General features: G+C 70.0%; 20 protein-coding genes. 10 read left to right on the forward strand and 10 right to left on the reverse strand.

Features of this window, described 5'->3' with window-relative positions:
• Complete coding sequence (locus AC07OY_RS25250; protein WP_495045347.1) at positions 1-420, forward strand: response regulator transcription factor; 420 nt, start codon at positions 1-3, stop codon at positions 418-420.
• A 108-nt stretch (positions 421-528) separates the two neighbouring features.
• Positions 529-1,062: a DUF4199 domain-containing protein gene (locus tag AC07OY_RS25255; RefSeq protein ID WP_495045348.1), complete on the forward strand. Its 534-nt coding sequence runs from the start codon at positions 529-531 to the stop codon at positions 1,060-1,062.
• Here the strand turns inward: AC07OY_RS25255 and AC07OY_RS25260 are convergent.
• Together AC07OY_RS25260 and AC07OY_RS25265 are read right to left on the reverse strand one after the other, a co-directional pair.
• Entirely contained in the window at positions 1,059-2,717 is a 1,659-nt protein-coding gene (locus AC07OY_RS25260; RefSeq protein ID WP_495045349.1) for a cation:proton antiporter, read from the reverse strand. The genes AC07OY_RS25255 and AC07OY_RS25260 overlap by 4 nt on opposite strands.
• A gap of 16 nt (positions 2,718-2,733) precedes the next feature.
• On the reverse strand, positions 2,734-3,276 hold the full coding sequence (locus AC07OY_RS25265; protein ID WP_495045350.1) for a 5-formyltetrahydrofolate cyclo-ligase: 543 nt from the start codon (positions 3,274-3,276) through the stop codon (positions 2,734-2,736).
• Positions 3,277-3,398: 122 nt separating this feature from the next.
• Here AC07OY_RS25265 and AC07OY_RS25270 point away from each other — a divergent pair, with 122 nt between their 5' ends.
• Positions 3,399-5,036, forward strand: a complete 1,638-nt coding sequence (locus tag AC07OY_RS25270) for an esterase/lipase family protein (RefSeq protein WP_495045351.1) — start codon at positions 3,399-3,401, stop codon at positions 5,034-5,036.
• Here AC07OY_RS25270 and AC07OY_RS25275 read toward each other — a convergent pair.
• A complete protein-coding gene (locus tag AC07OY_RS25275) occupies positions 5,033-5,608 on the reverse strand; it encodes a DUF4114 domain-containing protein (protein WP_495045353.1) in 576 nt (191 codons plus the stop codon). The two genes, AC07OY_RS25270 and AC07OY_RS25275, sit on opposite strands and share 4 nt — an antisense overlap.
• 239 nt (positions 5,609-5,847) lie before the next feature.
• Here AC07OY_RS25275 and AC07OY_RS25280 point away from each other — a divergent pair, with 239 nt between their 5' ends.
• Together AC07OY_RS25280 and AC07OY_RS25285 are read left to right on the forward strand one after the other, a co-directional pair.
• Entirely contained in the window at positions 5,848-7,827 is a 1,980-nt protein-coding gene (locus tag AC07OY_RS25280; protein ID WP_495045354.1) for a lytic transglycosylase domain-containing protein, read from the forward strand.
• 49 nt (positions 7,828-7,876) lie between these two features.
• Entirely contained in the window at positions 7,877-8,830 is a 954-nt protein-coding gene (locus AC07OY_RS25285; protein ID WP_495045355.1) for a complex I NDUFA9 subunit family protein, read from the forward strand.
• A gap of 13 nt (positions 8,831-8,843) precedes the next feature.
• Here AC07OY_RS25285 and AC07OY_RS25290 read toward each other — a convergent pair whose 3' ends face one another.
• Positions 8,844-9,476 carry a hypothetical protein gene (locus AC07OY_RS25290; protein ID WP_495045356.1) on the reverse strand — a complete coding sequence of 211 codons (633 nt, stop codon included), beginning with the start codon at positions 9,474-9,476 and terminating at the stop codon, positions 8,844-8,846.
• A 150-nt stretch (positions 9,477-9,626) separates the two neighbouring features.
• Here AC07OY_RS25290 and AC07OY_RS25295 point away from each other — a divergent pair, with 150 nt between their 5' ends.
• A complete protein-coding gene (locus AC07OY_RS25295; protein WP_495045357.1) occupies positions 9,627-10,307 on the forward strand; it encodes a glutathione S-transferase family protein in 681 nt (226 codons plus the stop codon).
• A 2-nt stretch (positions 10,308-10,309) separates the two neighbouring features.
• Positions 10,310-10,618, forward strand: a complete 309-nt coding sequence (locus AC07OY_RS25300; protein ID WP_495045358.1) for a DUF1272 domain-containing protein — start codon at positions 10,310-10,312, stop codon at positions 10,616-10,618.
• A gap of 91 nt (positions 10,619-10,709) precedes the next feature.
• Here AC07OY_RS25300 and AC07OY_RS25305 read toward each other — a convergent pair whose 3' ends face one another.
• From AC07OY_RS25305 to AC07OY_RS25325, 5 genes are read right to left on the reverse strand one after another with little or no spacing between them, the layout of a single operon-like run.
• The gene (locus AC07OY_RS25305) at positions 10,710-11,810 is read right to left on the reverse strand and encodes an S-(hydroxymethyl)glutathione dehydrogenase/class III alcohol dehydrogenase (RefSeq protein WP_495045511.1); all 1,101 of its coding nucleotides are present in this window, start codon (positions 11,808-11,810) and stop codon (positions 10,710-10,712) included.
• 2 nt (positions 11,811-11,812) lie between these two features.
• Entirely contained in the window at positions 11,813-13,939 is a 2,127-nt protein-coding gene (locus AC07OY_RS25310) for an FUSC family protein (protein WP_495045359.1), read from the reverse strand.
• Positions 13,936-16,356 (reverse strand): tetratricopeptide repeat protein, encoded by a 2,421-nt coding sequence (locus tag AC07OY_RS25315; protein ID WP_495045360.1) that lies wholly within the window; start codon positions 16,354-16,356, stop codon positions 13,936-13,938. The genes AC07OY_RS25310 and AC07OY_RS25315 overlap by 4 nt, the downstream gene beginning before the upstream one ends.
• Before the next feature lie 29 nt (positions 16,357-16,385).
• A complete protein-coding gene (locus AC07OY_RS25320) occupies positions 16,386-17,348 on the reverse strand; it encodes a Bug family tripartite tricarboxylate transporter substrate binding protein (protein ID WP_495045361.1) in 963 nt (320 codons plus the stop codon).
• Positions 17,345-17,878, reverse strand: a complete 534-nt coding sequence (locus AC07OY_RS25325; RefSeq protein WP_495045362.1) for a MarR family winged helix-turn-helix transcriptional regulator — start codon at positions 17,876-17,878, stop codon at positions 17,345-17,347. Before AC07OY_RS25325 ends, AC07OY_RS25320 begins: the two co-directional genes overlap by 4 nt.
• Positions 17,879-17,932: 54 nt before the next feature.
• On the opposite strand from AC07OY_RS25325, the gene AC07OY_RS25330 reads away from it, so the two are divergent.
• On the forward strand, positions 17,933-19,153 hold the full coding sequence (locus tag AC07OY_RS25330; protein WP_495045363.1) for a flavin-dependent oxidoreductase: 1,221 nt from the start codon (positions 17,933-17,935) through the stop codon (positions 19,151-19,153).
• 9 nt (positions 19,154-19,162) lie between these two features.
• Here AC07OY_RS25330 and AC07OY_RS25335 read toward each other — a convergent pair whose 3' ends face one another.
• The gene (locus AC07OY_RS25335) at positions 19,163-19,456 is read right to left on the reverse strand and encodes a hypothetical protein (RefSeq protein ID WP_495045364.1); all 294 of its coding nucleotides are present in this window, start codon (positions 19,454-19,456) and stop codon (positions 19,163-19,165) included.
• A gap of 105 nt (positions 19,457-19,561) precedes the next feature.
• Here AC07OY_RS25335 and AC07OY_RS25340 point away from each other — a divergent pair, with 105 nt between their 5' ends.
• Both AC07OY_RS25340 and AC07OY_RS25345 read left to right on the forward strand, forming a co-directional pair.
• Positions 19,562-21,487, forward strand: a complete 1,926-nt coding sequence (locus AC07OY_RS25340) for a hypothetical protein (protein WP_495045365.1) — start codon at positions 19,562-19,564, stop codon at positions 21,485-21,487.
• Positions 21,488-21,546: 59 nt separating this feature from the next.
• Positions 21,547-22,146, forward strand: coding sequence for a hypothetical protein (locus tag AC07OY_RS25345; protein ID WP_495045366.1), 600 nt, complete (start codon positions 21,547-21,549; stop codon positions 22,144-22,146).
• Positions 22,147-22,151 lie beyond the last annotated feature (5 nt).

The raw sequence follows: 22,151 nt of genomic DNA on the forward strand, positions 1-22,151 counted from the left end.
ATGTGGAAGCGCGTCCTCGTCTATGGCCTGGCCCTGGCGGCCGGCACGGGGCTGCTGCAATGGCTGGACTACCGCCACTTCGCCCGCGCCCAGTCCGAGACCTTCTACATCGCCATCGTCGCCCTCGCCTTCCTGGGCCTGGGCGCCTGGGCCGGCGTCAAGCTGCTCGGCCACCGCGCGCCGCCAGCGCCGCCCTTCGACGGCAACCCGCAGGCCCAGGCGACCCTGGGCATCAGCCCGCGCGAGCGCGAGGTGCTGGAGTTGCTGGCGGCGGGCCTCTCCAACAAGGAGATCGCCGACAAGCTGAATGTGTCGCCGCACACGGTCAAGACCCATGTGGCCAGGCTCTACGAAAAGCTGGACGCACGGCGGCGCACCGAGGCCGTATTGAAGGCACGCGAGCTGGGTTTGTTGCGCTGACGACAGGCAATAGGGGTGAATCCAGCGAAATCACCCATTTGTCCGATGGCCTTGGCGGCCCGAACATCGTTCCATGGCGGCACTTCCTTCAACCGCCATGAGGTCCCGATGCTGAAAACCGTCCTGTCCTTCGGCGCCGTCGCCGGCCTGGCTGCCGGCATCCCGCTGTTCGCCCTGCTGATCCTGAACCGGGGCGCGCCGCCGGATCACGGCATGCTCATCGGCTACACGCTGATGCTGGTGGCCCTGAGCCTGGTCTTCGTCGCCATCAAGCGCCGCCGCGACGACGAACTCGGCGGCGTCATCCGCTTCTGGCCGGCCTTCCTGCTGGGCCTGGCCATCAGCCTGGTCGCCGGCGTCGTCTACGCGGCCGCCTGGGAGGTCACGCTGGCCGTCACCAAGATGGACTTCGGCACCGAGTGGGCCAAGATGTATCTGGCCCAGAGCAAGGCCAAGGGCCTGCCCGAGGCCGAACTGGCCAAGCTGGCGGCCGAGATGGACGACTTCAAGCGCATGTACGCCAACCCGCTCTACCGCTTCCCGATGACCATGGGCGAGATCGTTCCCGTCGGCCTGCTGGTGTCGCTGGTGTCGGCGGCCCTGCTGCGCAATCCGCGGTTCATGGCAAGGCAGAAAGCCTAGGCCGCGACGACTTTCGCCAGCGCCTGCGCCATGGCCTGCTGCGAGCGCAGCACCTCGTTGACGCCCGCCTCCTTCAGCCATTGCGCCTCTTCACGCGTATGGGCGACGACGGCGCAGCGCAGCTCGGGATTGAGCTGGCGGGCCAGCGTCAGCATGGCCGGTACGCCGCGCACATCGGTGACGGCGACGACCAGCCAGGCGGCCTGGGCGATATGGGCCTGCACCAGGGTCATGGCTTCGGTCGCCTCGCCCAGCACGGCGGCCTGGCCGGCGGCGCGCAGCCTCTCGACGACGTCGCGGTCATGGTCAATGACGACCAGCGGCCGGGCGCCCAGCTCGTCATGCAGGGCCGTGCCCAGCGAGCCATGGCCGACCAGCACGACCTGGCCGGCCAGCGCGCTCTCGGGCGTGTCGGCCGGCAGCTCGGCCAGCGGATCGTCACGGGCTTCCAGCTTGCGTGCCCAGGCCGAGCGCTTCAGCACCCAGCTGCGCAAAGGCTCCACACCCGCGAACAGCACCGGGTTCAGCGCGATGGACACGATGGCACCGGCCACGATCAGGCTGGTCGCCTCGGGCGGCACGAGATTGAGGCTCTGGCCCAGGCCGAGCAGGATGAAGCTGAACTCGCCGATCTGCGCGAGGCTGACCGCCACCGTCAGCGCGGTGGACAGCGGGTAGCGCAACACCAGCACCAGCGCGCCGGCCGCGATGGTCTTGCCGACCAGGATGACGGCCACGGTCGCCAGCACGGCCAGCGGCTGGTCGATGAGGATGCGCGGGTCGAACAGCATGCCGACCGCGACGAAGAACAGCACGGCGAAGGCATCGCGCAGCGGCAGGCTCTCGTGGGCCGCGCGCTCGCTGAAGGCCGACTCGCGCAGCACCAGGCCGGCGAAGAAGGCACCCAGGGCCACACTGACGCCGAACAGCGCTGCGGCGCCCACGGCCAGGCCGACGGCGGCGGCCACGGTGGCCAGCGTGAACAGCTCACGCGAGCCCGTGCGATTCACCTGCCACAGCATCCACGGCAGCAGGCGCCGCCCGGCCACCAGCATCACGGCGACGAACACCGCGACGGCCAGCAGTGTCTTGCCAATGGTCAGCCACAGGGCGCTGCCGCTGGCGCCGCCCTCGCCGCCCAGCACCGGGATCAGCACGAGGGCCAGCACCATGGCCAGGTCCTCCACCACCAGCCAGCCCACCGCGATGCGGCCATTGCCGGTGTGCAGCAGTTCGCGCGACTCCAGGGCCCGCAGCAGCACCACCGTGCTGGCCACCGACAAGGCCAGGCCGAAGATCAGCGCCGCGGCCAGGTTCCAGCCCCACCACCAATGGGCCAGGCCGGCGCCCATGGCCGTGGCCGCGGCCATCTGCACCAGGGCACCCGGCAGGGCGATGCCCTTGACCGACATCAGGTCGCCCACCGAGAAATGCAGGCCGACGCCGAACATCAGCAGCATGACGCCCACCTCGGACAGCTGCTGGGCCAGATGCACGTCACCGACAAAACCCGGTGTATGCGGCCCGATCAGCACGCCGGCCAGCAGATAGCCCACCAGGGCCGGCAGCCGCGCCCATTGCGCGAGCAGGCCCAGCACCAGGGCCAGGCCAAAGGCCGCAGCCAGCGTCGAGATCAGCGTCATGCCGTCATGCATCGTGGGGGAGTTCCTTTCAGTCGGGAGCGATCACTTCACGCTCGGTGAGGATCAGGGTCAAGGCGCGGTCATGCGCCTCGACGGGGAAATGGGTCTCGGCCGCCGACCAGGCCAGGCCGATGGCCGTCACGCCGGGGTGCAAGGCCAGCCAGCGGTCGAAATAGCCGCCACCGTAACCCAGCCTGAAACCCTCGCGTGTGAAGCCCACACAGGGCACCAGCACGACGTCGGGCACGGCGACCGCGCCGGTGGACGTCGCGATGCCGCATTCGTCCTGGGCCGTGGCGGGCTTGCCGTCCCAGCGGCGAAAGACCATCTCGGCGGGATCGCGCTTCGCAAAAGGCAGCGCCCGCGCATAGGGCAGCTCGCCGGGATCGAACTCGCCCGCCAGCGGCCAATAGACGCCCAGCAGCTCGGGCTCCAGCTGATCCAGCAGTTCGCGCAGCGGCGCGGCCAGCGCGGCCTGGGCGGTCTGGAAGGCCGGACTGGCTGCGAATTCGCGGCGCGCGGCCAGCAGTTCGCGGCGCAGGCTGGGACGGTCGGGAGGGGCGGCGCTCATCGGGCTATTAAAACCCAGCATCGATGTCGTTCCTCAGCCCTGAGGACGCCGGCCCTGCGCAGGACGGTTGGACAGGCCTGCCTGGGACTATGGTCGGCCCGTCGCTACTGCGGGAAGCCGCCATGCCCACGCCCGACGCCCCCTTCCATCCCATCATCTATGTGCGCGGCTACGCGATGTCGCGCGGCGAGATCGACGAGACCACGGCCGACCCTTTCTGCGGCTTCAACCTCGGCTCGACCATGTACCGCGCCGTGCCGAAGAAGGACGAGAGACCGCGCAAATACGTCTTCGAGTCGCCCGTCGTGCGCCTGGCCTCGGAGTACGGCTACCAGGACGTCTACGAGGACGGCTACGACATCGTCGACCCCGAGTGGGAGTCCGACTCCCTGGGCAAGCCGACCGACAACAAGCTCGGCAGCCGCTGCATCGTCATCTACCGCTACTACGACGCCGCCTCCTCCTACCTCGGCAGCGGCAAGACGCCGGAGATCGAGGACTTCGCCCAGGGCCTGTCAAAGCTGGTGGCGCGGGTGCGGGACCTGGTCTGCAAGAACCCCGACAACAAGATCAAGCCCGCCGACTTCCGCTGCTATCTCGTCGCCCACTCCATGGGCGGCCTGGTCTGCCGCGCCTTCCTGCAGAACGCGGCCCTGGATACCGAGAAGGTCGCAAAGCTCGTCGACAAGTTCTTCACCTACGCGACGCCGCACAACGGCATCGACGTGCTGGGCCAGAACATCCCGTCCTGGCTGAGTGTCAACGACATCTCCAACTTCGACCGCGACAAGCGCATGCCGGCCTACCTCGACCTGGCCGCGGCCGCGAAGAAGCACAAGCGCGTCGACCTCATCCCCGAAGCCCGCTTCCCGTCGCGGCGCGTGTTCACGCTGATCGGCACCAACCGGCTCGACTATGAAGCCGCCGCCGGCATGTCGCGCAGCTTCGTCGGCCACGGCAGCGACGGCCTGGTCAAGATCGAGAACGCGACGCTGTGCGGCCTGGACGCCAAGGGCGGCATCACCGACCAATGTGCCAAGGCCTTCGTCTACCGCGCCCACTCGGGCTATTTCGGCATCGTCAACAGCGAGGAGGGCTTCCAGAACCTGGCGCGCTTCCTGTTCGGTGATGTGCGCGTGGACCTGTGGCTGGAGATCGAGGACATCCGCCTGCCCGACAAGGTGCAGGAGGAGGCCGACGCCGGCCGTGCCATCAATGCCCTCTACCAGATCGAGGTGCAGGCCTCGCCGCGCGGCAAGCTCTGGTATCTGACGCGGCGCACCACCGAGGAGGACTCCGTCGCCTGCGTGGCCCACGCCAACTGGAAGAAGGACGCGAGCCTCTACCTCAGCAGCGTCTTCCTCGCCAACCGGGCCAAGGTCAACCCGCGCCGCCGCTCGCTGGCCTATGGCATGACGCTGGGCGTGCGCGTGCCCGACTACGAGATCGAGAAGCGGCTGTGGCTCAACGAGCACTTCGAGGGCGGCTATCTGTTCCGCAACGCGCTGATTCTGGAGATGGTGCCGCCGGCCGCCGAGGGCGAGGCCTGGAAGGTCAAGTACGCCTGGCAGGACGCCGGCGTGTCCATGGCCGACACCGAGATCGCCGCCAAGCAGCTCAAGTCGGGCCGCATCGAGGTCAGCGTGCCCTTCGACAGCAGCACCATCGCCGCCAACGGCAAGATGAAGCCGACCAACCCCGGCATCCGCGGCCGGCTGCGCTTCGAGATCGAAGGCTGGAACCTGGACGCGGCGGACTAGGGCCTGCGGCGGCGCCAGGCCAGCAGGGCCATACCGCCCAGCAGCAGGGCCGCATTCGCCGGCTCCGGCACGGCCGCGATCTGGTAGACGAAGCTGTGGTCGCGGTAGTTGAAGTCGCCGCCGCCGGGCAGGTCCTCGAAGGCCAGGTTGGTGCCGGCCGGCACCTGGGCGTCGCCGGCAAAGGGCGCCGCCCAGACATGGTTGACGCCATCGCTGTTCAGGCTGACATCGCTGTAATAGCGCGCCGCGCCGCTGTTGGCATCGATGAAGAACACCAGCGTGTCGCCGGCCGTCACCTGCCCGAGCGCGAAGGTCTGTCCATAGGCGCTGGCATGGTTGTCCAGGCCGGGCGCGCCGTCCACGCCGTTGATGCGCACGCCGACCAGGTTGGTGAAGCCACCCGCCTCGCCCGTGTAGTAAGCCACCAGCGTCCCCGTGGCGCCCGCCGTGAAGCTGCTGGACGGGGCCTGGGTGCCGGGCGTCGGGTAGATGGCGGGGTTGGCCTGGGCGGCCAGGCTCAGCAGCAGGGCCGAAGCCCCCATCCACAGGCGTCGTGCGGCAGCGGTCTTCATCCACGGTCTCCTGGTCGACTGGCGGCCAAGATTAAGGAAGAGATAGCGCTATCTCCAGCCCCTAACTCGTGGGCAAGGCGTGCGCCTGCGTAAAGCGCGAAGCCACGGGTTTCCCTGGGTTAAATTCAGGACCAAGGCGCGGCGCTCGGCCAGCTGACCGGTGCGCACGCCAGGTGAAGCAGTTGCGGGGCATGAAGCGCATGAGTCAGATGGGTGGTCGAGTTCTTTTTCTTCAATGCATGAGCCGCGGGGCGCTGTCCCTGCTGCTGTCGGTGGCGTTGAGCGCCGATGCCGCCCCGGCCCCTTCTTCCGACAACGACCTGGCCGTGCAGGCCCGCGATGCCTGGGTCAAGCGCGACCGCAAGCGCCTGGCCGCCTATGCGGAAGCCGCGCGCAGCCAGAACCATGCACTGGCGGGCTGGGTCGAGTACTTCGACCTCAATGCCCGCCTGGCCGAGGTGCGCCAGCCGGAGATGGACGCCTTCTATGCCCGCTATCCCGGCAGCTATGTCGAGGACAGGCTGCGCAATGACTGGCTGCTGGAGCTGGGCCGCCGCCGCGACTGGCCGAATTTCCGGCGCGACCACGCGAGCTACCAGATGCGCGACGACCGCGAGGTCGCCTGCTACGCCATGCTGGCCGACCATGTCGCCGGCGGCAAGATCGATGTCGACGCCGCCCGCACGGCCTGGCTGGCCCAGAAGGACGGCGACGACGGCTGCCTGCAGCTCGCCGGCGCCCTGGTCGAGGCCGGCCACTTCAAGCCCGACACCCTGTGGGCCAAGGCCCGCCTGGCCACCGAGCAGAGCCGCCCCCGCGCCGCTCGCCAGGCCGTCGCACTGCTGGCGGCCAAGCCGCTGGATCAGAAGCTGGTCGCGCTGCAGGACAACGCCGGCCGCTATCTGACGCGACAGGCCCGCACCTCGCCCCGGCCCGAGGCCGAACTGACGGCCCTGGCCCTGGCCCGCGTCGCCGCCAACGATGCGGGTCAGGCCAGCGACCTGCTGCGCGACAAATGGAAGGCCCTGCCCGCCGACCTGCAGGCCTGGCTGTGGGTGCAGATCGGCCGCCAATCAGCCCTGCGCCTGCAGGATGATGCGCGCGCCGCCTTCGAGCGTGCCGACAAGCTCGCGCCCGACCTGCCCTGGAGCGACGACGCCGCCGCCTGGGCCGCCCGCGCCGCCTTGCGCGCCAAGCAGCCGGCCCTGGCCCTGCGCGCCATCGATCGCATGAGCGCCGGCGAGCAGCGCGACCCGGCCTGGGCCTACTGGAAGGCCCGCGCGACCCGCCAGCAGGGCGATGGCCACGCCGCGCGCGTGCAGCTGACGACGCTGGCGACCACGCCGCTGAACTACTTCGGCCGCCTCGCCGCCGAGGACCTCGGCCTGCCCACGCCGCTGCCGCCCGCGCCGGCGCCACTGACAGCCGAGGAGAGACGCGCGGCGCGCGGCCACGCGGGCCTCACGCGCGCGCTGCGCCTCATCGACCTGGGCCTGCGCAGCGAAGGCGTGCGCGAATGGAATTTCTCCTTGCGCGGCATGAATGACCGCGCCCTGCTCGCGGCCGCCCAGGAGGCCTGCGACCGCGAGGTCTGGGACCGCTGCATCAACACCAGCGAGCGCACCAAGGCCGAGATCGACATCGCCCAGCGCTACCCCATGCCTCACCGCGCCGAGCTGCAGCGCGAGGCCCAGGCCAGCGGCATCGACCCGGCCTATGTCTACGGCCTGATCCGCCAGGAATCGCGCTTCGTGCTGGATGCCCGCTCCCATGTCGGCGCCGCCGGCCTGATGCAGGTCATGCCGGCCACGGCCAAGTGGACGGCCAAGAAGGCCGGCCTGAACTACAGCGCCGAGCTCATGCACGACCGCGACTTCAATCTGCGCATCGGCACCCAGTACCTGAAGCTGGTGCTGGACCGCTTTGAAGGCGCCCAGGCCCTGGCCGCCGCGGCCTACAACGCCGGCCCCGGCCGGCCGGCGCGCTGGCGCGATGGCCCCGTCATCGACGCGGCCATCTGGGCCGAGAACATCCCCTTCAACGAGACGCGCGACTATGTCCGCAAGGTGCTGCTCGGCGGCGCCGTCTACGCCCAGGTCATGGGCCTGCCGGCCACCTCGCTGCGCGGCCGCCTGGGATCCAGCGTCGGCCCGGCGGGCGCTGCCGCGGCCGACGTCAGCGATGTGCCGCCGGCGGCCGTGGGGGATGGGAAGTCATGAGTCCCGCACGCCCGCCCGGCGTGGCGGCGCGCAGCGTGAAGGAGGCGTCATGAGCATGTCAGTGCTGGTTCTGGGCGGCAGCGGCTTTGTCGGCCGCGCGCTGTGCGAGCAACTGCTGAGGCGCTGCGGCGCCGATGTGCGCATCACCGTGCCCACGCGACGGCTGCCGCGCGGCCAGTCCGTGCAGAGCCTGCCGGGCGTCACCGTCGTGCAGGCCGATGTCTTCAAGGATCTGCCGCGCCTGCTGCCGGGCCATGACGCCGTCGTCAATCTCGTCGCCATCCTGCAGGGCAGCGCGGCGGCCTTCGAGCATGTGCATGTGGAGCTGCCCAAGCGCATCGCCCATGCGATGAACGATGCGGGCGTGCACCGCCTCGTGCATGTCAGCGCCCTCGGCGTGGCCGAGCATGCGCCATCGCGCTATCTGCGCAGCAAGGCTGCCGGCGAGGCGGCGCTGCAGGTTGCCGCCCAGACCCATCCGCTGGAGCTGACGCTGGTGCGCCCCTCGCTGGTCTTCGGTGCCGGTGACCACAGCGTCAACCTGTTTGCGCGGCTGCAGAGCCTGTTCCCGCTGATGCCCCTCGGTGGCTCTGGAGCGCGCCTGCAGCCCGTATGGGTGCAGGACCTGGCCAGCGCCCTGGTCGAGACCCTGCTGCGCCGCGAGGCCGTCGGCCAGACCTATGAGATCGCCGGGCCGCGCGAGCTGACACTGCAAGCCCTGGTGCGTCTGGCGGGCCGCATCTCCGGCCACGAACGGCCCGTGCTGCGCCTGCCGCATGCGCTGGCCACGCTGCAGGCCCTCGTCATGGAATGCCTGCCCGGCGAGCCGCTGCTGTCGCGTGACAACCTGGCTTCACTGAGCGTGCCCAATGTGCCGGGCGGCCAACTGCCCGGGCTGGCCGACCTGGGCATCGCGCCGAGTTCGCTGGAGGCGGTGCTGCCGACCTATCTGGCGCCCAGCGCGGGTGTCGCGCGGCTGGACGCCTGGCGGGCAAGGCGCTAGGGCTGCTGCCCACTCACCACAGCTTCCACCAGGGCTTTTTGGCCGCTGCCGCGGCTGCGATCTGGCGCTGCTGCTCGCTGTAGTCCGTACCGTCCACGACGGCCATGGCGATGATGTCGGCGGCAGGCGGCGCGCCCGTGAACGCGCGAAACCCGAAGCGCTGCTGCAGCGCCTCGGTCTCGTCCATGTAGTAGGCGCCGACGTCCACCCCGGCCTCTTCCGGCAAGGGCTCGCCCTGCAGGCGCACCTCGCCATCCACGTTGTCGATGCTGCGTTCGAGCTGCCCTTGGCGGAAGGCCGCGAAGCTCGCGCAGCCGCCCGCCGTCTCGATGACGAAGGACAGGCAGCGCCCGAAGCTTGTGCTCAACCGCGCCAAGGCCTCCGAGTCGGTGGTCAGCACGTGGCTGGTATCGAGCAGCAGCGCCCAGTCGCCGTCCTGCACAAAGCCGAGCACCTCCACGCCCGGTTTTTCTGGCGTCCAGTCCCGGGCGGCCACAAAGCGTTCGTGCTGGCGCTTCCAGTCGAACCAGGCGTCCAGCGACTGCAGCGTGGCCCTGTCCTTCACCTGGTAGCGGGGCCAGGTCGCGGCGAACTCACCCAGCAGCGCTTGCACGGTCGCGGGCACCGCGACGAATCCGTAGTGCATGCCCAAGAGGCCTCCCCGTCGTGGCTGTTGCGTGGCTCGCATGCTGCCATGCCGGGCCGCGACCGGCGCGCATCAATCTCTTGCGCATTGCTCATCCCACATGGGCCGTCAGCGCTCTAAGCTCCGCCCTTCCCCAACGTCGGCCCGCGCATGAAGCTCTATATCGGCAACAAGAACTACTCGTCCTGGTCCATGCGCGCTGGCGTGCTGCTGACCGCCTTCGGCATTCCCTTCGAGGAGGTGCTGCTGCGCTTCGACTTCAGCGAGGGCTCGGAGTGGAGCCGCGCCATCGGGGCCATCACGCCCACCAAGCGCGTGCCCGTCATCGTCGAGGACGACGGCTTCACGGTCTGGGACACCCTGGCCATCGCCGAATACATCGCCGATCGCCACCCCGAACACGCCGTCTGGCCGCGCGACCTCAAGGCCCGCGCCCGCGCGCGCAGCCTGTGCGCCGAGATGCATGCCGGCTTCACGCGGCTGCGCACCGTCTGCCCGATGAATATCGAGGCCTTCTTCCCTGAAGTCGGCCAGAAGCTCTGGGACGAGGACGCGGCACTGCGCGCCGACGTGGCGCGCATGGATGCGGCCTGGAGCGATGCGCTGAAGGGCAGCGGCGGGCCCTTCCTGTTTGGCGAATTCAGCGCCGCGGACGCCTATTTCGCGCCGGTGGCCGTTCGGCTGAGCCGCTTCGGCCTGCCCCTGTCCGAGGCCGCCGCAGCCTATCGCGACGCCCTGCTGGCCCACCCCGCCGTCGAGGACTGGGTGGCCGACGCGCTGCGCGAGCAGGACTTCATCGTCGAAGACGAGCCTTATCGGAAGAGCCGCTGACCATGTTGGAACTTCGACCCAGCTGCGAACACTGCAACGTCGCCCTGCCGCCGGAATCGACGGCGGCGCGCATCTGCAGTTTTGAGTGCACCTTCTGTGTGGAATGCGCGGAGGGGCTGTTGAGCAATGTGTGCCCGAACTGCGGCGGCGGGTTTGTGCCGAGGCCGGTGAGGCCGGTGCGCAATTGGAAGGGTGGCAACTATCTGGGGGACTATCCGGCGAGGACGGTGCCCAAGCTGAGGCCGGTGGATCTGGAGGCGCATGCGCGGCTGGTGGAGAGCCTGGCCGGCCTACCGCCCGAGAAGCGGTAGCTATACGAAGAGCCGTGTGGACTCGGTGCATTGCCGGGAGTCCGTCCCGGCAATGCAACGATGAAGCTCCCGCTCCGCTAAACCAACCAGATCAGAACTCCACGACCGAACGAATCGATTCCCCCCGCCGCATCAACTCAAACCCTTCGTTGATCCTCTCCAGCGGCAGCTTGTGCGTGATCAGCTCGTCGATGCGCACCTTCCCGTCCATATACCAATCGACGATCTTGGGCACATCCGTCCGGCCCCTCGCCCCACCGAACGCCGACCCTTCCCAATGCCGACCGGTCACCAGCTGGAACGGCCGCGTCGCGATCTCGGCGCCGGCAGGTGCCACGCCGATGATGATGCTGCGCCCCCAACCCTTGTGGGTGCACTCCAGCGCCTGGCGCATCAGCTGCACATTGCCGACGCATTCAAACGAGTAGTCGGCCCCGCCATCGGTCAGTTGCACCAGATGGTCGACCACATTGCCAACGTCCTTCGGGTTCACGAAATCCGTCATGCCGAACTGCCGCGCCATCTTCTCGCGCGCCGGGTTGATGTCGACGCCGATGATCTTGTTGGCCCCCACCATCTTGGCGCCCTGGATCACGTTCAAGCCGATGCCTCCCAGGCCGAAGACGACGACGTTGGCGCCCGCCTCCACCTTGGCCGTGAACAGCACGGCACCCACGCCCGTCGTCACGCCGCAGCCGATGTAGCAGACCTTGTCGAAGGGCGCGTCGGGCCTGATCTTGGCCAGCGCGATGCCGGGCACGACGATGTGGTTGGAGAAAGTGCTCGTGCCCATGTAGTGAAAGATGGGCTCGCCGTTCAGCGAGAAGCGCGAGGTGCCGTTGGGCATCAGCCCCTTGCCCTGCGTCGAGCGGATCGCCTGGCAGAGATTGGTCTTGCGGCTCAGGCAGAACTTGCACTCGCGGCATTCCGGCGTGTAGAGCGGGATCACATGGTCGCCCGCCTTCAACCACGGCACCTTGCTCTCCAGCACGACGCCCGCGCCTTCATGGCCCAGCACGGCCGGGAACAGGCCTTCGGGGTCGGCGCCCGACAGCGTGAAGTCGTCGGTATGACAGATGCCGGTGGCCTTGACCTCCACCAGCACCTCGCCGTCCTTCGGGCCCTCCAGGTCCAGGGTCTCGATGGTCAGCGGCTGGCCGGCCTTCCAGGCGACGGCGGCGCGGGTTTGGATGCTCATGAGGCTTCTCCTGCAGAGGGTTGAAGTTGATTCAGCGCGGCGACGAGTTCGCGCGATTCGTGGCGGCACAGGCGCAAGCGCCTCAGCAGCCAGGGGGTCAGGTCCTGCTGGCCCAGATGTTCGGGCCAGGCGCCGGCATCGCCATCGGGGATCTCGGCGGGATCGGCGCCGGTGGCCGGCTCGCCCTGGAGGATATCGACGCAGGCCGTGCGCGCCAGCGGCAGCGCGGTCTCGGCCCTGGCGGCGTCCAGGCGGTCGGCGCGGCGCTGCACCTGGTGCTGCACCGCGCCCAGCAGGGCCATCAGCCGATAGCCATGGCTCAGGGCCGATTCGATCTCGGCCTCGGGCAGGCGCACGCTCTCGGGCTCGACGCGCGTGCGCTGGGCCGCGCCGGCCAGGGCCGCCAGCGCCGTGTAGGCCTGCTGGCGCGACAGGCGCTGGGCCAGCAGCGCGTCGGCGCTGGGCCGCCACTGCAGCATGTTGCCGGCATGGCGGGCCAGGGCGCCGCTCAGTTGCTCGCCCAGCCGCGGCAGGGCCGCACGCTCCCAGGACGGCAGCACGAAGCTGAACAGCCAGGCCAGGCCGGCGCCGATCAGCGTGTCGGCCAGGCGCTCGCCGATGAAGGGGTTGCTGCCCGGCGCCAGCATCAGCGGCTGCAACAGGGCCATCAGCGTGGCGGCCGTGGCAGCCACGCGGTAGCGGCGGTTCACATAGGCATGGGCCACGCCGACGGCCGCGATGAAGCACAGGCTCAACAGCGGCACCCAGTCCACATGGGCCAGCAACATGACGAGCAGGCAGCCCTGCACGGTGCCGATGATGCGTTCGTTGCGGCGCGACAGCGTCTGCTCGAGGTTGCCGCGCAGCACGACGGCGACGCTCAGCATCAGCCAGAAGGGATGAGCCGCCCAGGGCAGCAGGGCGCCGAGCCAGTAGGCCAGCGACAGGGCCAGGGCCGAGCGCAGCGCATGGCGCATGACGCTGGACTGCAGCGTCAGATGGGGCTTGAGGGCCGCCAGCGGCCAACCCTCGGGCGACACAAAGGGCGCCAGGCGCTCGGGCGTCCAGGGGCTGTCGGCGTCGTCGGCCGCGGCCTGGCGGGCCACCATGGCGCTGACATCGTCCAGCATGTGACCCACGCGCGACTGCAGGGCCGACACGAGGTGGCTGCGCGAGTCGCCGGCCGGCGCAGTGACGTCAGCCAGCCGCGCCGCGAGCTGGCGCCGCCAGGCCTCGGCGGACACCTCGGGCAGCGGCGCGCCATGAGCTACCGCGTTGGCCAGGGCCGCGAGCACATCGGCCAGATGGCGCAGTGCATCGGCCAGGGCCGCGCGCCACTGGCGGCCAGGGAAGTCCTGGCCCAGCAGCTCGGTGTCCAGACGACTGGCCAGCAGCAGGTCGCGCAGCTCGATGAGGCCGAGGACCAGATCGGTCTGGCGGCGGCTGCGCGGCGAGCGCTTCGCGGCGAAGACCTGGTCGCGGGCGGCCTGCAGCGCATCGGCCAGCACGACGTCGTCGGCGATGGAGGCGCGGATGCGGGCCTCGGCCCCGCCCACCGCGCCGGCAATGCGCCCGGCGCGCGAGCGCAGGCGCTTCTCGGTGGCACGCAGTGCCGCAGCCAGGGCCAGCTCGCGCAGGCGGTGGCGCAGCACGACGGCGCTGCCCCGCGCCCAGGCCGCATAGACGCAGCCGCCCAGCCCCACCCACAGCGCATGCTCCAGCGGCGAGGCGGCGCCGGCCGTGCGGTCCCAGGCCATGGCGAAGACCATGGCCAGCACCGGCGCGAAGGACAGCGGCCCGGCGCGCAGGCCCCAGGCCAGGGTCATCAGCGACAGGAAGGTGACGACGGCGACCAGGCCCACCGTCAGCGCCAGCGAACCGTCCGCCAGGCCGACCAGCCAGGTCACCAGGGCAGCGGCAAAGGCGGCCGGCAGCACGCGCGGCAGCACGCGCTGCGGCGGGTTGGGCAGGTCGGTCAGGCTTGCGCAGACGGCGCCGCCGACGGCCGCGAGGCCAGCCGTCTCGCCGAACAGCGCGCCGACGGCGAAGTGGGTCGTCGCGACGCCCAGGGCCACGCTGAGCCCGTTCAGGTGGGCGGCCTCCAGGCGCTTGAGGAACTTCACTTGACGAGCAGCTCCATCACCAGGCGCTCGCTGGCCGGCAGCTCATGCACCGAGAACCAGCCCGACTTCTCGGGCCGGTAGACATAGCGCGGCGCCGCATTCGAGGCCATGCGCTGCTTCAGCGGCGCGAGGGCCGCCTGGGCGGCATCGCGCTGCCCCTGGGCCTGCAGGGCCGCCGCCTGCACGATGAGGGCCAGGTCGCTCCAGGCTCCGAGGCGCAGCCCCTCCTCGGCATCGCGGCGCGCCGCCGCGGCGTCGCCGTCGACCAGGGCCAGCCAACCCTTCAGCGCCAGCGTGTCGGGGTCGGTCGGATCGAGCAGCAGCGTCGCCTTGACCTGGGCACGGGCGGCCTCGGTGCGGCCGGCGCGCAGCAGGTCCAGCGCATAGTCGCGGCGCAGGGGCACGAGGCCGGTGCGCAGGCGCAGCACGGCCTCGTACTGTTTGAAGGCCTCGTCCCACTGGCCGGCCAGGGCCAGCGTGGCGGCGCGGCCCCACAGCGCCTCGGGCTGGTCGCCCTGGTAGGCCAGCACGGCCTGGTAGGCGGCCTGTGCCTTCGCGACGTCGCCGAGGCGGCGGTGGTAGTCGGCCAGGGCCAGGTCGACACGGAAGCGGTCCTCGCCCTTCAAGGCCTCGACATCGCGGGCCAGGCCGGGCAGCACCTCGGCGGCCAGCGGGCGGCCGCCATGCCAGAGGGCATCGGCAATGCCGGTGCGCACGGCACCGCTGCGCGGGTGGGCGGCCAGGGCGCGCGTGGCCAGCTCGCCGACGGCGGCGCCATCGCCAGCGATCGCCAGGGCATAGAGCTCGGCCGTCAACGCGCGCTCGTCGGTCGGCGCGAGCTTGAGCGCGCGCCCGAACAGCGGCCGGGCCTCGGCCAGCTTGCCGTCCTCCAGCCGCTGGTAGCCGGCGTTGACCAGCGCGATGGGCAGGCTGGCGCGCGTGTCGCGCTGCGCATAGAAGCGCTGGATGGCGGCGCGCAGGGCCGGGTCCATGGCGATGAGGCGCTCGCGCACGATCTCGCGGCCGTCGTAGGCGTCACGCCGGGGCGAGGCCTCGGCATTGGCGCCCTCGGCGAAATACTCCCACACCGAGCCGCCGGCGTAGCGGGACAGGAACCCCCCCTTTGATTTGTCACGGGTCTTGGCATCCCGTGCCTTGGCCTGCTGGTAGAGGGCCTCGATGCTGCGCGACTGGTCGGCCGTCAGCACGCCGTGGACCTGGTGGGTCAGCTCGTGCAGCACGGTGTTGTAGCGGTCGAAGATGTTGCGCTCGACGTCCTCGATGCCGGTGACGGTGAAGTGGCCGCCCATGCCGCGCACGTCGTCCCACAGGCGCGAGTCGTAGTCGATGCGGGCATCCTTCAGCGCATGGGCTTGGGGCGTCTCGGAAAGACGCATCCACATCGGCTTGATGAAGTGGGTGGCGCCCCCCTCCACCAGCACCGGGATGAAGGCCTTCCACGGCGCGACGGACAGCGCCACGCGCTTCTGGTGGCGCGGCGACAGTTCCTGCCAGTTCAGCACATAGCGCTCGATGCCGGGGACCTGAGGCATGGGCATCGCGGCAAAGCGGCGCTCGTAGTCGGCGCGGTGCACATCGATGCGAAAGCGCTGCGACTCCAGGGCCCGCGCCACGATGGCATGGGCGCGGCCCAGCTGGGGGCAGCGCTGCAGGATGGCCAGGCCGGTCTGCACGGCGGCGTCGAAATCGCCCTTCTCGAAGGCGTCGGAGGCGCGCCGCACGTCGACGAGCAAGGGCGCGAATCCATCGCCTAGGCGCTCGCTGAGCTGGGTGTAGTTCTCGCGCACATAGCCATTGCCCAGCAGGTAGTGGGCGGCCTCGTGATGCGGGTTCAATGCGACGGCGCCCTCGGCCGCGGCGATGGCGTCCTCGGTGCGGCCGAGGCGGATCAGGGTGTCGGCCAGCGCGCTGAGGCCATCGGCCGTGCGCTCGGCGGCCAGGCCTTGCTCCAGCTTCTGCAGCGAGGCATCGAACTCGCGCAGCTGGTAGTGGCGCGCCCCCAGGCCGCGCAGGGCCTGGGCCTTGTCGACCGGCCGCGTCGCCCGCTCCAGCGCGCGCTCGAAGCAGGCCCTGGCGCGCTCGAAATCACGCCGCTCCAGGGCCAGGCGCCCGGCGGCGAGCAGGTCCACGGCCTCGACCTTGCCGTCCTTCAGCACGCCAAGGGTGCGGCGGTCGATGGCGGCGCCGTCGTCGCGCGCGAACAGCCACTGGTAGATGACTTCGCGCTCGGCGGCGTCCGGCTGCTTCGCGCGCAACAGCGTGTCGAGATCCGCACGCACCGCGCCGTACTGCTGCTGGGTCAGCAGGGTCTGCAGGCGGGCGGTGTCGGTTGCCGCCTGCGCGGCATTCAGGGTCAGGCAGACGGCCAGCGAGAGGGCCAGTTGGCGCCAGGGCATGGGGGCAGCTCCTTGGTGGAGCGCCGATGCTAATCGTCCGAAGAGAAGCCCGAGGCCTTGACCACCGGCCCCCAGTAATCGCGCTCGGCAGCCAGGCGCTTGGCGTAGTCGGCCGGGGCCAGTGACAGGGGCTCGAAGCCCAGCTTGCCCAGGGCTTCGACGACGCTGGGCTCGCGCACCGCGTTGCGGGCGACTTCGGCGAGCTTGTCGACCACGGCCTGGGGCGTCTTGGCCGGCACGAAGAGGCCATAGCTCTCGACGCCGACGATGCCCTTGAAGCCCTGCTCCTCGAAGGTGGGGACGTCGGGCGCGAAGCGCGAGCGCTGCTTGTCCGTCACGCCGAGCAGGCGCACGCGGCCGGAGGCCAGATGGGGCAGGAAGTCGCCGATGGAGAAGCAGCCCGAGGCAATCTGGCCGCCCATCAGGTCCTGCATGCCGGGCGCGGCGCCGCGGTAGGGCGCATGCGTCAGCTTGAGGCCGGCGGCGTGCTCGAATTGGTTGCCCAGGAAGTGGGGCATGGCACCCGCGGCCGGCGAGGCATAGGCGGCCTTGTCGGGGTTGGCCTTGAACCAGTCGGCCAGCTGGGCCAGGGTCTTGACCGTGGCCGGCACCTGGGGGCCGACACCAAAGCCGCAGGTCGACAGGGCCAGCGGCGCGACGGGGATGGCGTCGGTCGCTGGGTTGTAGGCCAGCTTGCGGTAGGCGTGCGGGTAGATGGTGAACATCGACGACGGGCTGAGCAGCAGCGTCTGGCCATCGGGTGCGGCGTCCTTCAGCCCGGCGATGGCGATGCGCCCACCGGCGCCGACCTTCTGCTCGACGAGAACGGTTTCGGCCAGCTTGCCGCGTGCAAACTCGGCAAAGCGGCGGGCCGTCGTGTCCACCGAGCCGCCGGCCGGGAAGCCGACGAGGATGCGCGGCGGCTGGGCCTGGGCGCGGGCAGCGAAGGGGGCGGCCGCAAGCGCGGCGAGAACGTGGCGTCGGTCCATCATGGTTTCTGTCTCCTGGGCTTGTGATCGGGGGCGGTGCTCTGTGCGGTGGCCACCCAGGCCAGGCGCTCCAGCCCGGCCTTGAGTGCGGCGCCCTGCTCGCCGAGGGCGGCGATCAGCGCGCGGTCGTGTTCGGCGACGGCGGCTTCCAGCTTGACGAGGCGGCGCTTGCCGGCGGGCGTCAGGTAGAGGCCCCAGGCGCGGGCGTCGTCGGGCGCGTCGCGGCGCTCGGCCCAACCCTGGGCGGTCAGCCAGTCGGTCAGGCGCAGGGCGCCGCTGCGGTGCAGGCCCATGGCCTGGCCGAGCAGGCCCTGGCGCAGGCCGGGATTGCGGGCGATCAGCACCAGGGCGGCATAGCGCTGCGGGCTGACGTCCCACTCGGCGGTGGCGCGGTAGAAGTCGAGATAGAGGGCGTTCTGGGCGCGGCGCAGCGCATAGCCCAGCAGGCCGTCCAGCGCGCCGTAGTCCACGCCGGGCACGGGCAGCATCAGGCCTTCGGGCGTGATGTCATGAAGGCTGTCGATCTTGGTCACGCAGCCAGATTAGTTTTAGTTGCGGTATGCAACCATCTCGCTTACCCTGAAGTCATGAAAGTTCTGATCGCAGGCGGTGGCATCGGCGGGCTGACGGCGGCGCTGGCGCTGAAGGCGCGCGGCCACGAGGTGACCGTGCTGGAGTCGGTTCGTGAACCCAAGCCCCTGGGCGTGGGCATCAATCTGCTGCCGCATGCCGTCGGCGTGCTCGATGGCCTGGGCCTGCTGCCCGCCTTGCGCGGCATGGCCGTCGAGACCTCGGCCCTGGTCTTCGCCAACAAGCATGGCCAGGCCATCCACCGCGACCCGCGCGGCGTCGAGGGAGGCTACAGCCACCCGCAGTTCAGCATTCACCGCGGCGAGCTGCAGATGATGCTGTGGCGCGAAGCCTCGGCCAAGGTCACGGTGCTGAGCGGCCAGCGCGTCGTCGGCGTGCGCGATGGCAGCGTCGCGCTGATCGAGACGGCCGACGGCCCGCGCGAGCTGGCGGCCGACCTCATCGTTGGCGCCGACGGCATCCACTCGGCGCTGCGCAAGCGTCTGGCGCCGGACGAAGGATCGCCCTGCTGGCGTGGCGTCATGATGTGGCGCGGCACCTCCTGGGCGCCGCCCTTCCTGGATGGCCGCACCATGGTGCAGGCTGGCCACAGCCAGGCCAAGTTCGTCGTCTATCCGATAGGCGCGCCGCGTGAAAGCGATGGCCTGCAGCTCATCAACTGGATCGCCGACCGCCGTGTGCAGGAAGCCACGCCGGGCCTGACCGCCCCCGACCGCGCCGACTGGAGCCGCGCCGGCAGGCTGGACGACCTGCTGCCGACCTTCGGCCGCTGGCGCTTCGACTGGCTGGACGTGCCCGCTCTGATCACGGGCGCCGAGCAGATGCTGGAATGGCCCATGGTGGACCGCGACCCGCTGCCACGCTGGCGCCTCGGGCCCTCGACGCTGCTGGGCGACGCGGCCCACCCGATGTACCCCATCGGCAGCAATGGCGCGACCCAGGCCATCATGGATGCCCGGGCCCTGGCCGACGCGCTGACGAATCACGCCGACCTCGACACGGCCCTGGCCGTCTACGAGGACGAGCGCCGCCCGCTGTGTGCCCGCATCGTCGAGATGAACCGCCGCGAGGGGCTGGACGCCATCCTGGATCGCGTCGAGGCGCTGGCACCCGAGGGCTTTGCGCGGCTGGAAGACGTCATCGACCCCGCCGAAGTCGCCGCCGAGATCAACGCCTACAAGGCGGCGGCGGGGCACCGCCTGCAGGAAAAGCGCTAGGCCGGCACGCTACTCCGGCGTGCTGGGATCGCCGTCGGCGCCGGGGTGCTCGAGGGCCTGGCGCGCCAGCTCCTCATCCGAGAGCGGCGGCGCGTGCTCCAGGGCGTCGATCTCTTCCAGCAGCTCCTGCGTGGGCTCCTCGCCATCGAGCACGTCATCGAGGGTCTGGTCCTTGCCGTATGGCGCCGGTTTCTGCGGCGCGGGTGGCGCCACGGCGGAGACGTCGTCGCGCGGAGCGCCGGACGCCTTGCGCTCGAGAAACGCAGCAAAGTCGCCGTCCTTCGGGGTGTCAGGGTGGGTCATGGCTAGCCTGGGGTGGGGTGCGAGGCTTGAGGAGGTTAGCGCGCCGCCGCCGATTTCCCAAGACCGATATTGACGCGGCGCCCCATGCGACGATCATCGCGACCCATGTCACGACCCAAGCTCGGCCGCGCCGTCCCGCCCCACGACCGCCATCCCGTCGCCTGGTACCAGCCCGATGTGCTGTGGACGGCCGCACGCCAGGTGCTGTCGTCCCTGGACCAGCTGCGCAACCGCGACGGCCGCGAGAGCCAGCCGCTGCCGATGAAGGTCGTCGACCGCAGCCAGCCCGAGACCGAAGGCGCCTTCCAGGGCGAATGCTGGTTCGACTTCATCGCCGACACCGGCGACGGCGGCAATGCCTGCTATACCGTCGCGACCGCCGCACTGGCGGACGAGATGCACCTTGACGGCGAGACGCTGCCCCGCGGCCAGCTGCTGCTGTTCGGCGGCGACCTGGCCTACCCCGCCGCCAGCACCCGGGACTACCGCTATCGCTTCGTCGAGATGTTCGAGGCCGTGCGCAACAGCCATGAGCCGACGCTGGTGCGCGGCCGGCGCCTGACGCTGGCCGCCATCCCGCAGAACCACGACTGGATGGACTCGGCCTCCACCTTCAGCCGCTACTTCACGCGCCGCAACGACTCGGCCCCCCTGCTGGGCGCCAGGATCCCGCAGCGCCAGACCTATTTCTGCATCAAGCTGCCCGGCAGCTGGTGGGCCCTGGGCCTGGACTTCGCCCTCGACCACGACATCGACCGCGACCAGTACGAGCAGTTCGAGGCCCTGCTCAGCGAACGCGGCCTCATCACGGAAGACGGCAACGAGTACCGCATCGAAGCCGAGGACCGCGTGCTGCTCATCTATCCGGAGCCCTACTGGACCCGCCCCATCGGCGATGGCGCCGAGGAGAGCCACCCCAAGCGCTACCAGCGCCTGGAAGGCCTGCTGCGCAGCCGCGTCAAGCTGCGCCTGGCCGGCGACCTGCACCACTACATGCGCTGGGACTCGGTGAACTGGGGCCGCCTCGTCACCTGCGGCACCGGCGGTGCCTTCACGCACCCGACCCACACCAAGCCGACGACGCGGCCGGTTCGGCTGCGCGAGTTCGACACGCGCGACTGCATCCCGCCCGAGCCCATCACCACCCACCCTTCCCTGGCCATCGGCCTGACCGAGGATGCCTATCCGAGCGGCGAGTTCGAGCGCCAGGAGCTGACGGCCTATCCCAACGCCATCGCATCACGGGCCGGCAGCAAAGGCAATCTGTGGGCACTGTTCCGCCAGGACGCCAGCGGCTGGGGCGGCAACTACAGCTTTGCGCTGCTGCTGGGACTGCTGTATTGCTTCAACGCCTATCTGAACTCCACGCCGTTCACGCGCTCCTTCGAGCGCGACCTGTTCCGGCCACTGTGGGAGTTCGACCTGCACGAATACGGCCTGGCCGCCGCCCTGTGGCTCAAGGCCATGGTGTTCAGTCCCTTGAGCCTGCTGATCAATGCGGCGATGGCCTTCTGCTGCATGGTCATGGGCAGCGAGGCCGTCGACGAGCTGCCGCCCGACGCCGGCAAGGCCTGGCGCTGGGGCGCCACCTGGGGCATAGGCTTCATCCACGCCGTCGTGCATGTGGCGGCCATCTTCACGCTGACCTTCGGCCTGCACCAGCTGGTGGGCGACTGGGACTGGATCCGCAACCGCGACAGCCTGCGCGGCCTCGTCACCCACGCCAGCCTGGTCGGCCTGGGCGTTTTCCTGTGCGGCGCCCCGCTGGGCGCGCTGATCTTCGGCAGCTACCTGGCGCTGATGTCAGGGCTGGGCCTGCTGACCAACAACGGCTATTCGGCGCTGGACGGGCAGGACCACAAGGGGTTCATGCGCTTTCGCATCGATGCGAGCGGGACGCTGACGGCGTGGTTCATCGCGCTGGACCGGGTGCCGCGGCGGTGGAGGCGCAATGAGGGGACCGGGCCGGTGTGGGTGGCGGATGACGCCCAGGCGTCGGCGCCGCGGGTGCATGACAGGTTCAGCTTGTGATCCGCCGGGCGGTTCACCGAATAATGCGCGGCATCGCATCAGCATTCAGAAGAAAACCGATGGATTCCCAGCACCGGCGCGCCTGGCTCCGTTTCACCCTGCTTGGCGTTGGCGCGCTCGCAGCCGGCATGCAGACTGCCGCGCAGAGCCGCCGCGAGCAGCTATTGGAAGCGCGCAATCAACCGGTGGGCTTTCGACTGGCGGCTCAACGCATCGAATGGGTTGAGAGCCCTGAGCTGAAGATCAGCATCTCGAGACGGGACTATGGCGTGGCACCGATCTCGGACCAGGATCGGCTGACGGCACAGGCCCGTGTAGGCGACATGCTGGTCTTCATGCGCAAAGGCGCCGAAAGCAAGGTGCGCGAGACCTTGGAATCGGTGAAAGCCACGGGCACCGACCATCTGCTGCGCCTGCGAGCGGTTGGCGGACACATTCACTTCAACCGAAGCCTGCTGGAGTGGGATGGCTCCGGCCTCAGCGTGGAGGTCGAGGTGCTGGATACCGCCGGGCAAAGCCTTTGGAAAGAAACCCTGCAGATCAGCTATGGCATCAGCGCATTCAGCAGACAGACCGCCGCCACGGCCGAAATCGTCGATGTGTTGAACGACCGCTTGCTGCGACGGATGCGGGAAGTCGACCTGGTTGCGTGGCGTTGAGCTCC

Source organism: Roseateles sp. GW821-FHT09H10 (genome assembly GCF_059415865.1).

Bases quoted from the DNA above. Each gene is read 5' to 3' on its own strand.
- AC07OY_RS25270 (WP_495045351.1), top strand. From the start codon at position 3,399: ATGCCCACGCCCGACGCCCCCTTCCATCCCATCATCTATGTGCGCGGC.
- AC07OY_RS25295 (WP_495045357.1), top strand. From the start codon at position 9,627: ATGAAGCTCTATATCGGCAACAAGAACTACTCGTCCTGGTCCATGCGC.
- AC07OY_RS25335 (WP_495045364.1), bottom strand. From the start codon at position 19,456: ATGACCCACCCTGACACCCCGAAGGACGGCGACTTTGCTGCGTTTCTC.
- AC07OY_RS25285 (WP_495045355.1), top strand. From the start codon at position 7,877: ATGAGCATGTCAGTGCTGGTTCTGGGCGGCAGCGGCTTTGTCGGCCGC.
- AC07OY_RS25330 (WP_495045363.1), top strand. From the start codon at position 17,933: ATGAAAGTTCTGATCGCAGGCGGTGGCATCGGCGGGCTGACGGCGGCG.
- AC07OY_RS25315 (WP_495045360.1), bottom strand. From the start codon at position 16,356: ATGCCCTGGCGCCAACTGGCCCTCTCGCTGGCCGTCTGCCTGACCCTG.
- AC07OY_RS25290 (WP_495045356.1), bottom strand. From the start codon at position 9,476: ATGCACTACGGATTCGTCGCGGTGCCCGCGACCGTGCAAGCGCTGCTG.
- AC07OY_RS25345 (WP_495045366.1), top strand. From the start codon at position 21,547: ATGGATTCCCAGCACCGGCGCGCCTGGCTCCGTTTCACCCTGCTTGGC.
- AC07OY_RS25265 (WP_495045350.1), bottom strand. From the start codon at position 3,276: ATGAGCGCCGCCCCTCCCGACCGTCCCAGCCTGCGCCGCGAACTGCTG.
- AC07OY_RS25320 (WP_495045361.1), bottom strand. From the start codon at position 17,348: ATGATGGACCGACGCCACGTTCTCGCCGCGCTTGCGGCCGCCCCCTTC.
- AC07OY_RS25260 (WP_495045349.1), bottom strand. From the start codon at position 2,717: ATGCATGACGGCATGACGCTGATCTCGACGCTGGCTGCGGCCTTTGGC.
- AC07OY_RS25255 (WP_495045348.1), top strand. From the start codon at position 529: ATGCTGAAAACCGTCCTGTCCTTCGGCGCCGTCGCCGGCCTGGCTGCC.
- AC07OY_RS25280 (WP_495045354.1), top strand. From the start codon at position 5,848: ATGAGCCGCGGGGCGCTGTCCCTGCTGCTGTCGGTGGCGTTGAGCGCC.
- AC07OY_RS25300 (WP_495045358.1), top strand. From the start codon at position 10,310: ATGTTGGAACTTCGACCCAGCTGCGAACACTGCAACGTCGCCCTGCCG.
- AC07OY_RS25275 (WP_495045353.1), bottom strand. From the start codon at position 5,608: ATGAAGACCGCTGCCGCACGACGCCTGTGGATGGGGGCTTCGGCCCTG.
- AC07OY_RS25340 (WP_495045365.1), top strand. From the start codon at position 19,562: ATGTCACGACCCAAGCTCGGCCGCGCCGTCCCGCCCCACGACCGCCAT.
- AC07OY_RS25250 (WP_495045347.1), top strand. From the start codon at position 1: ATGTGGAAGCGCGTCCTCGTCTATGGCCTGGCCCTGGCGGCCGGCACG.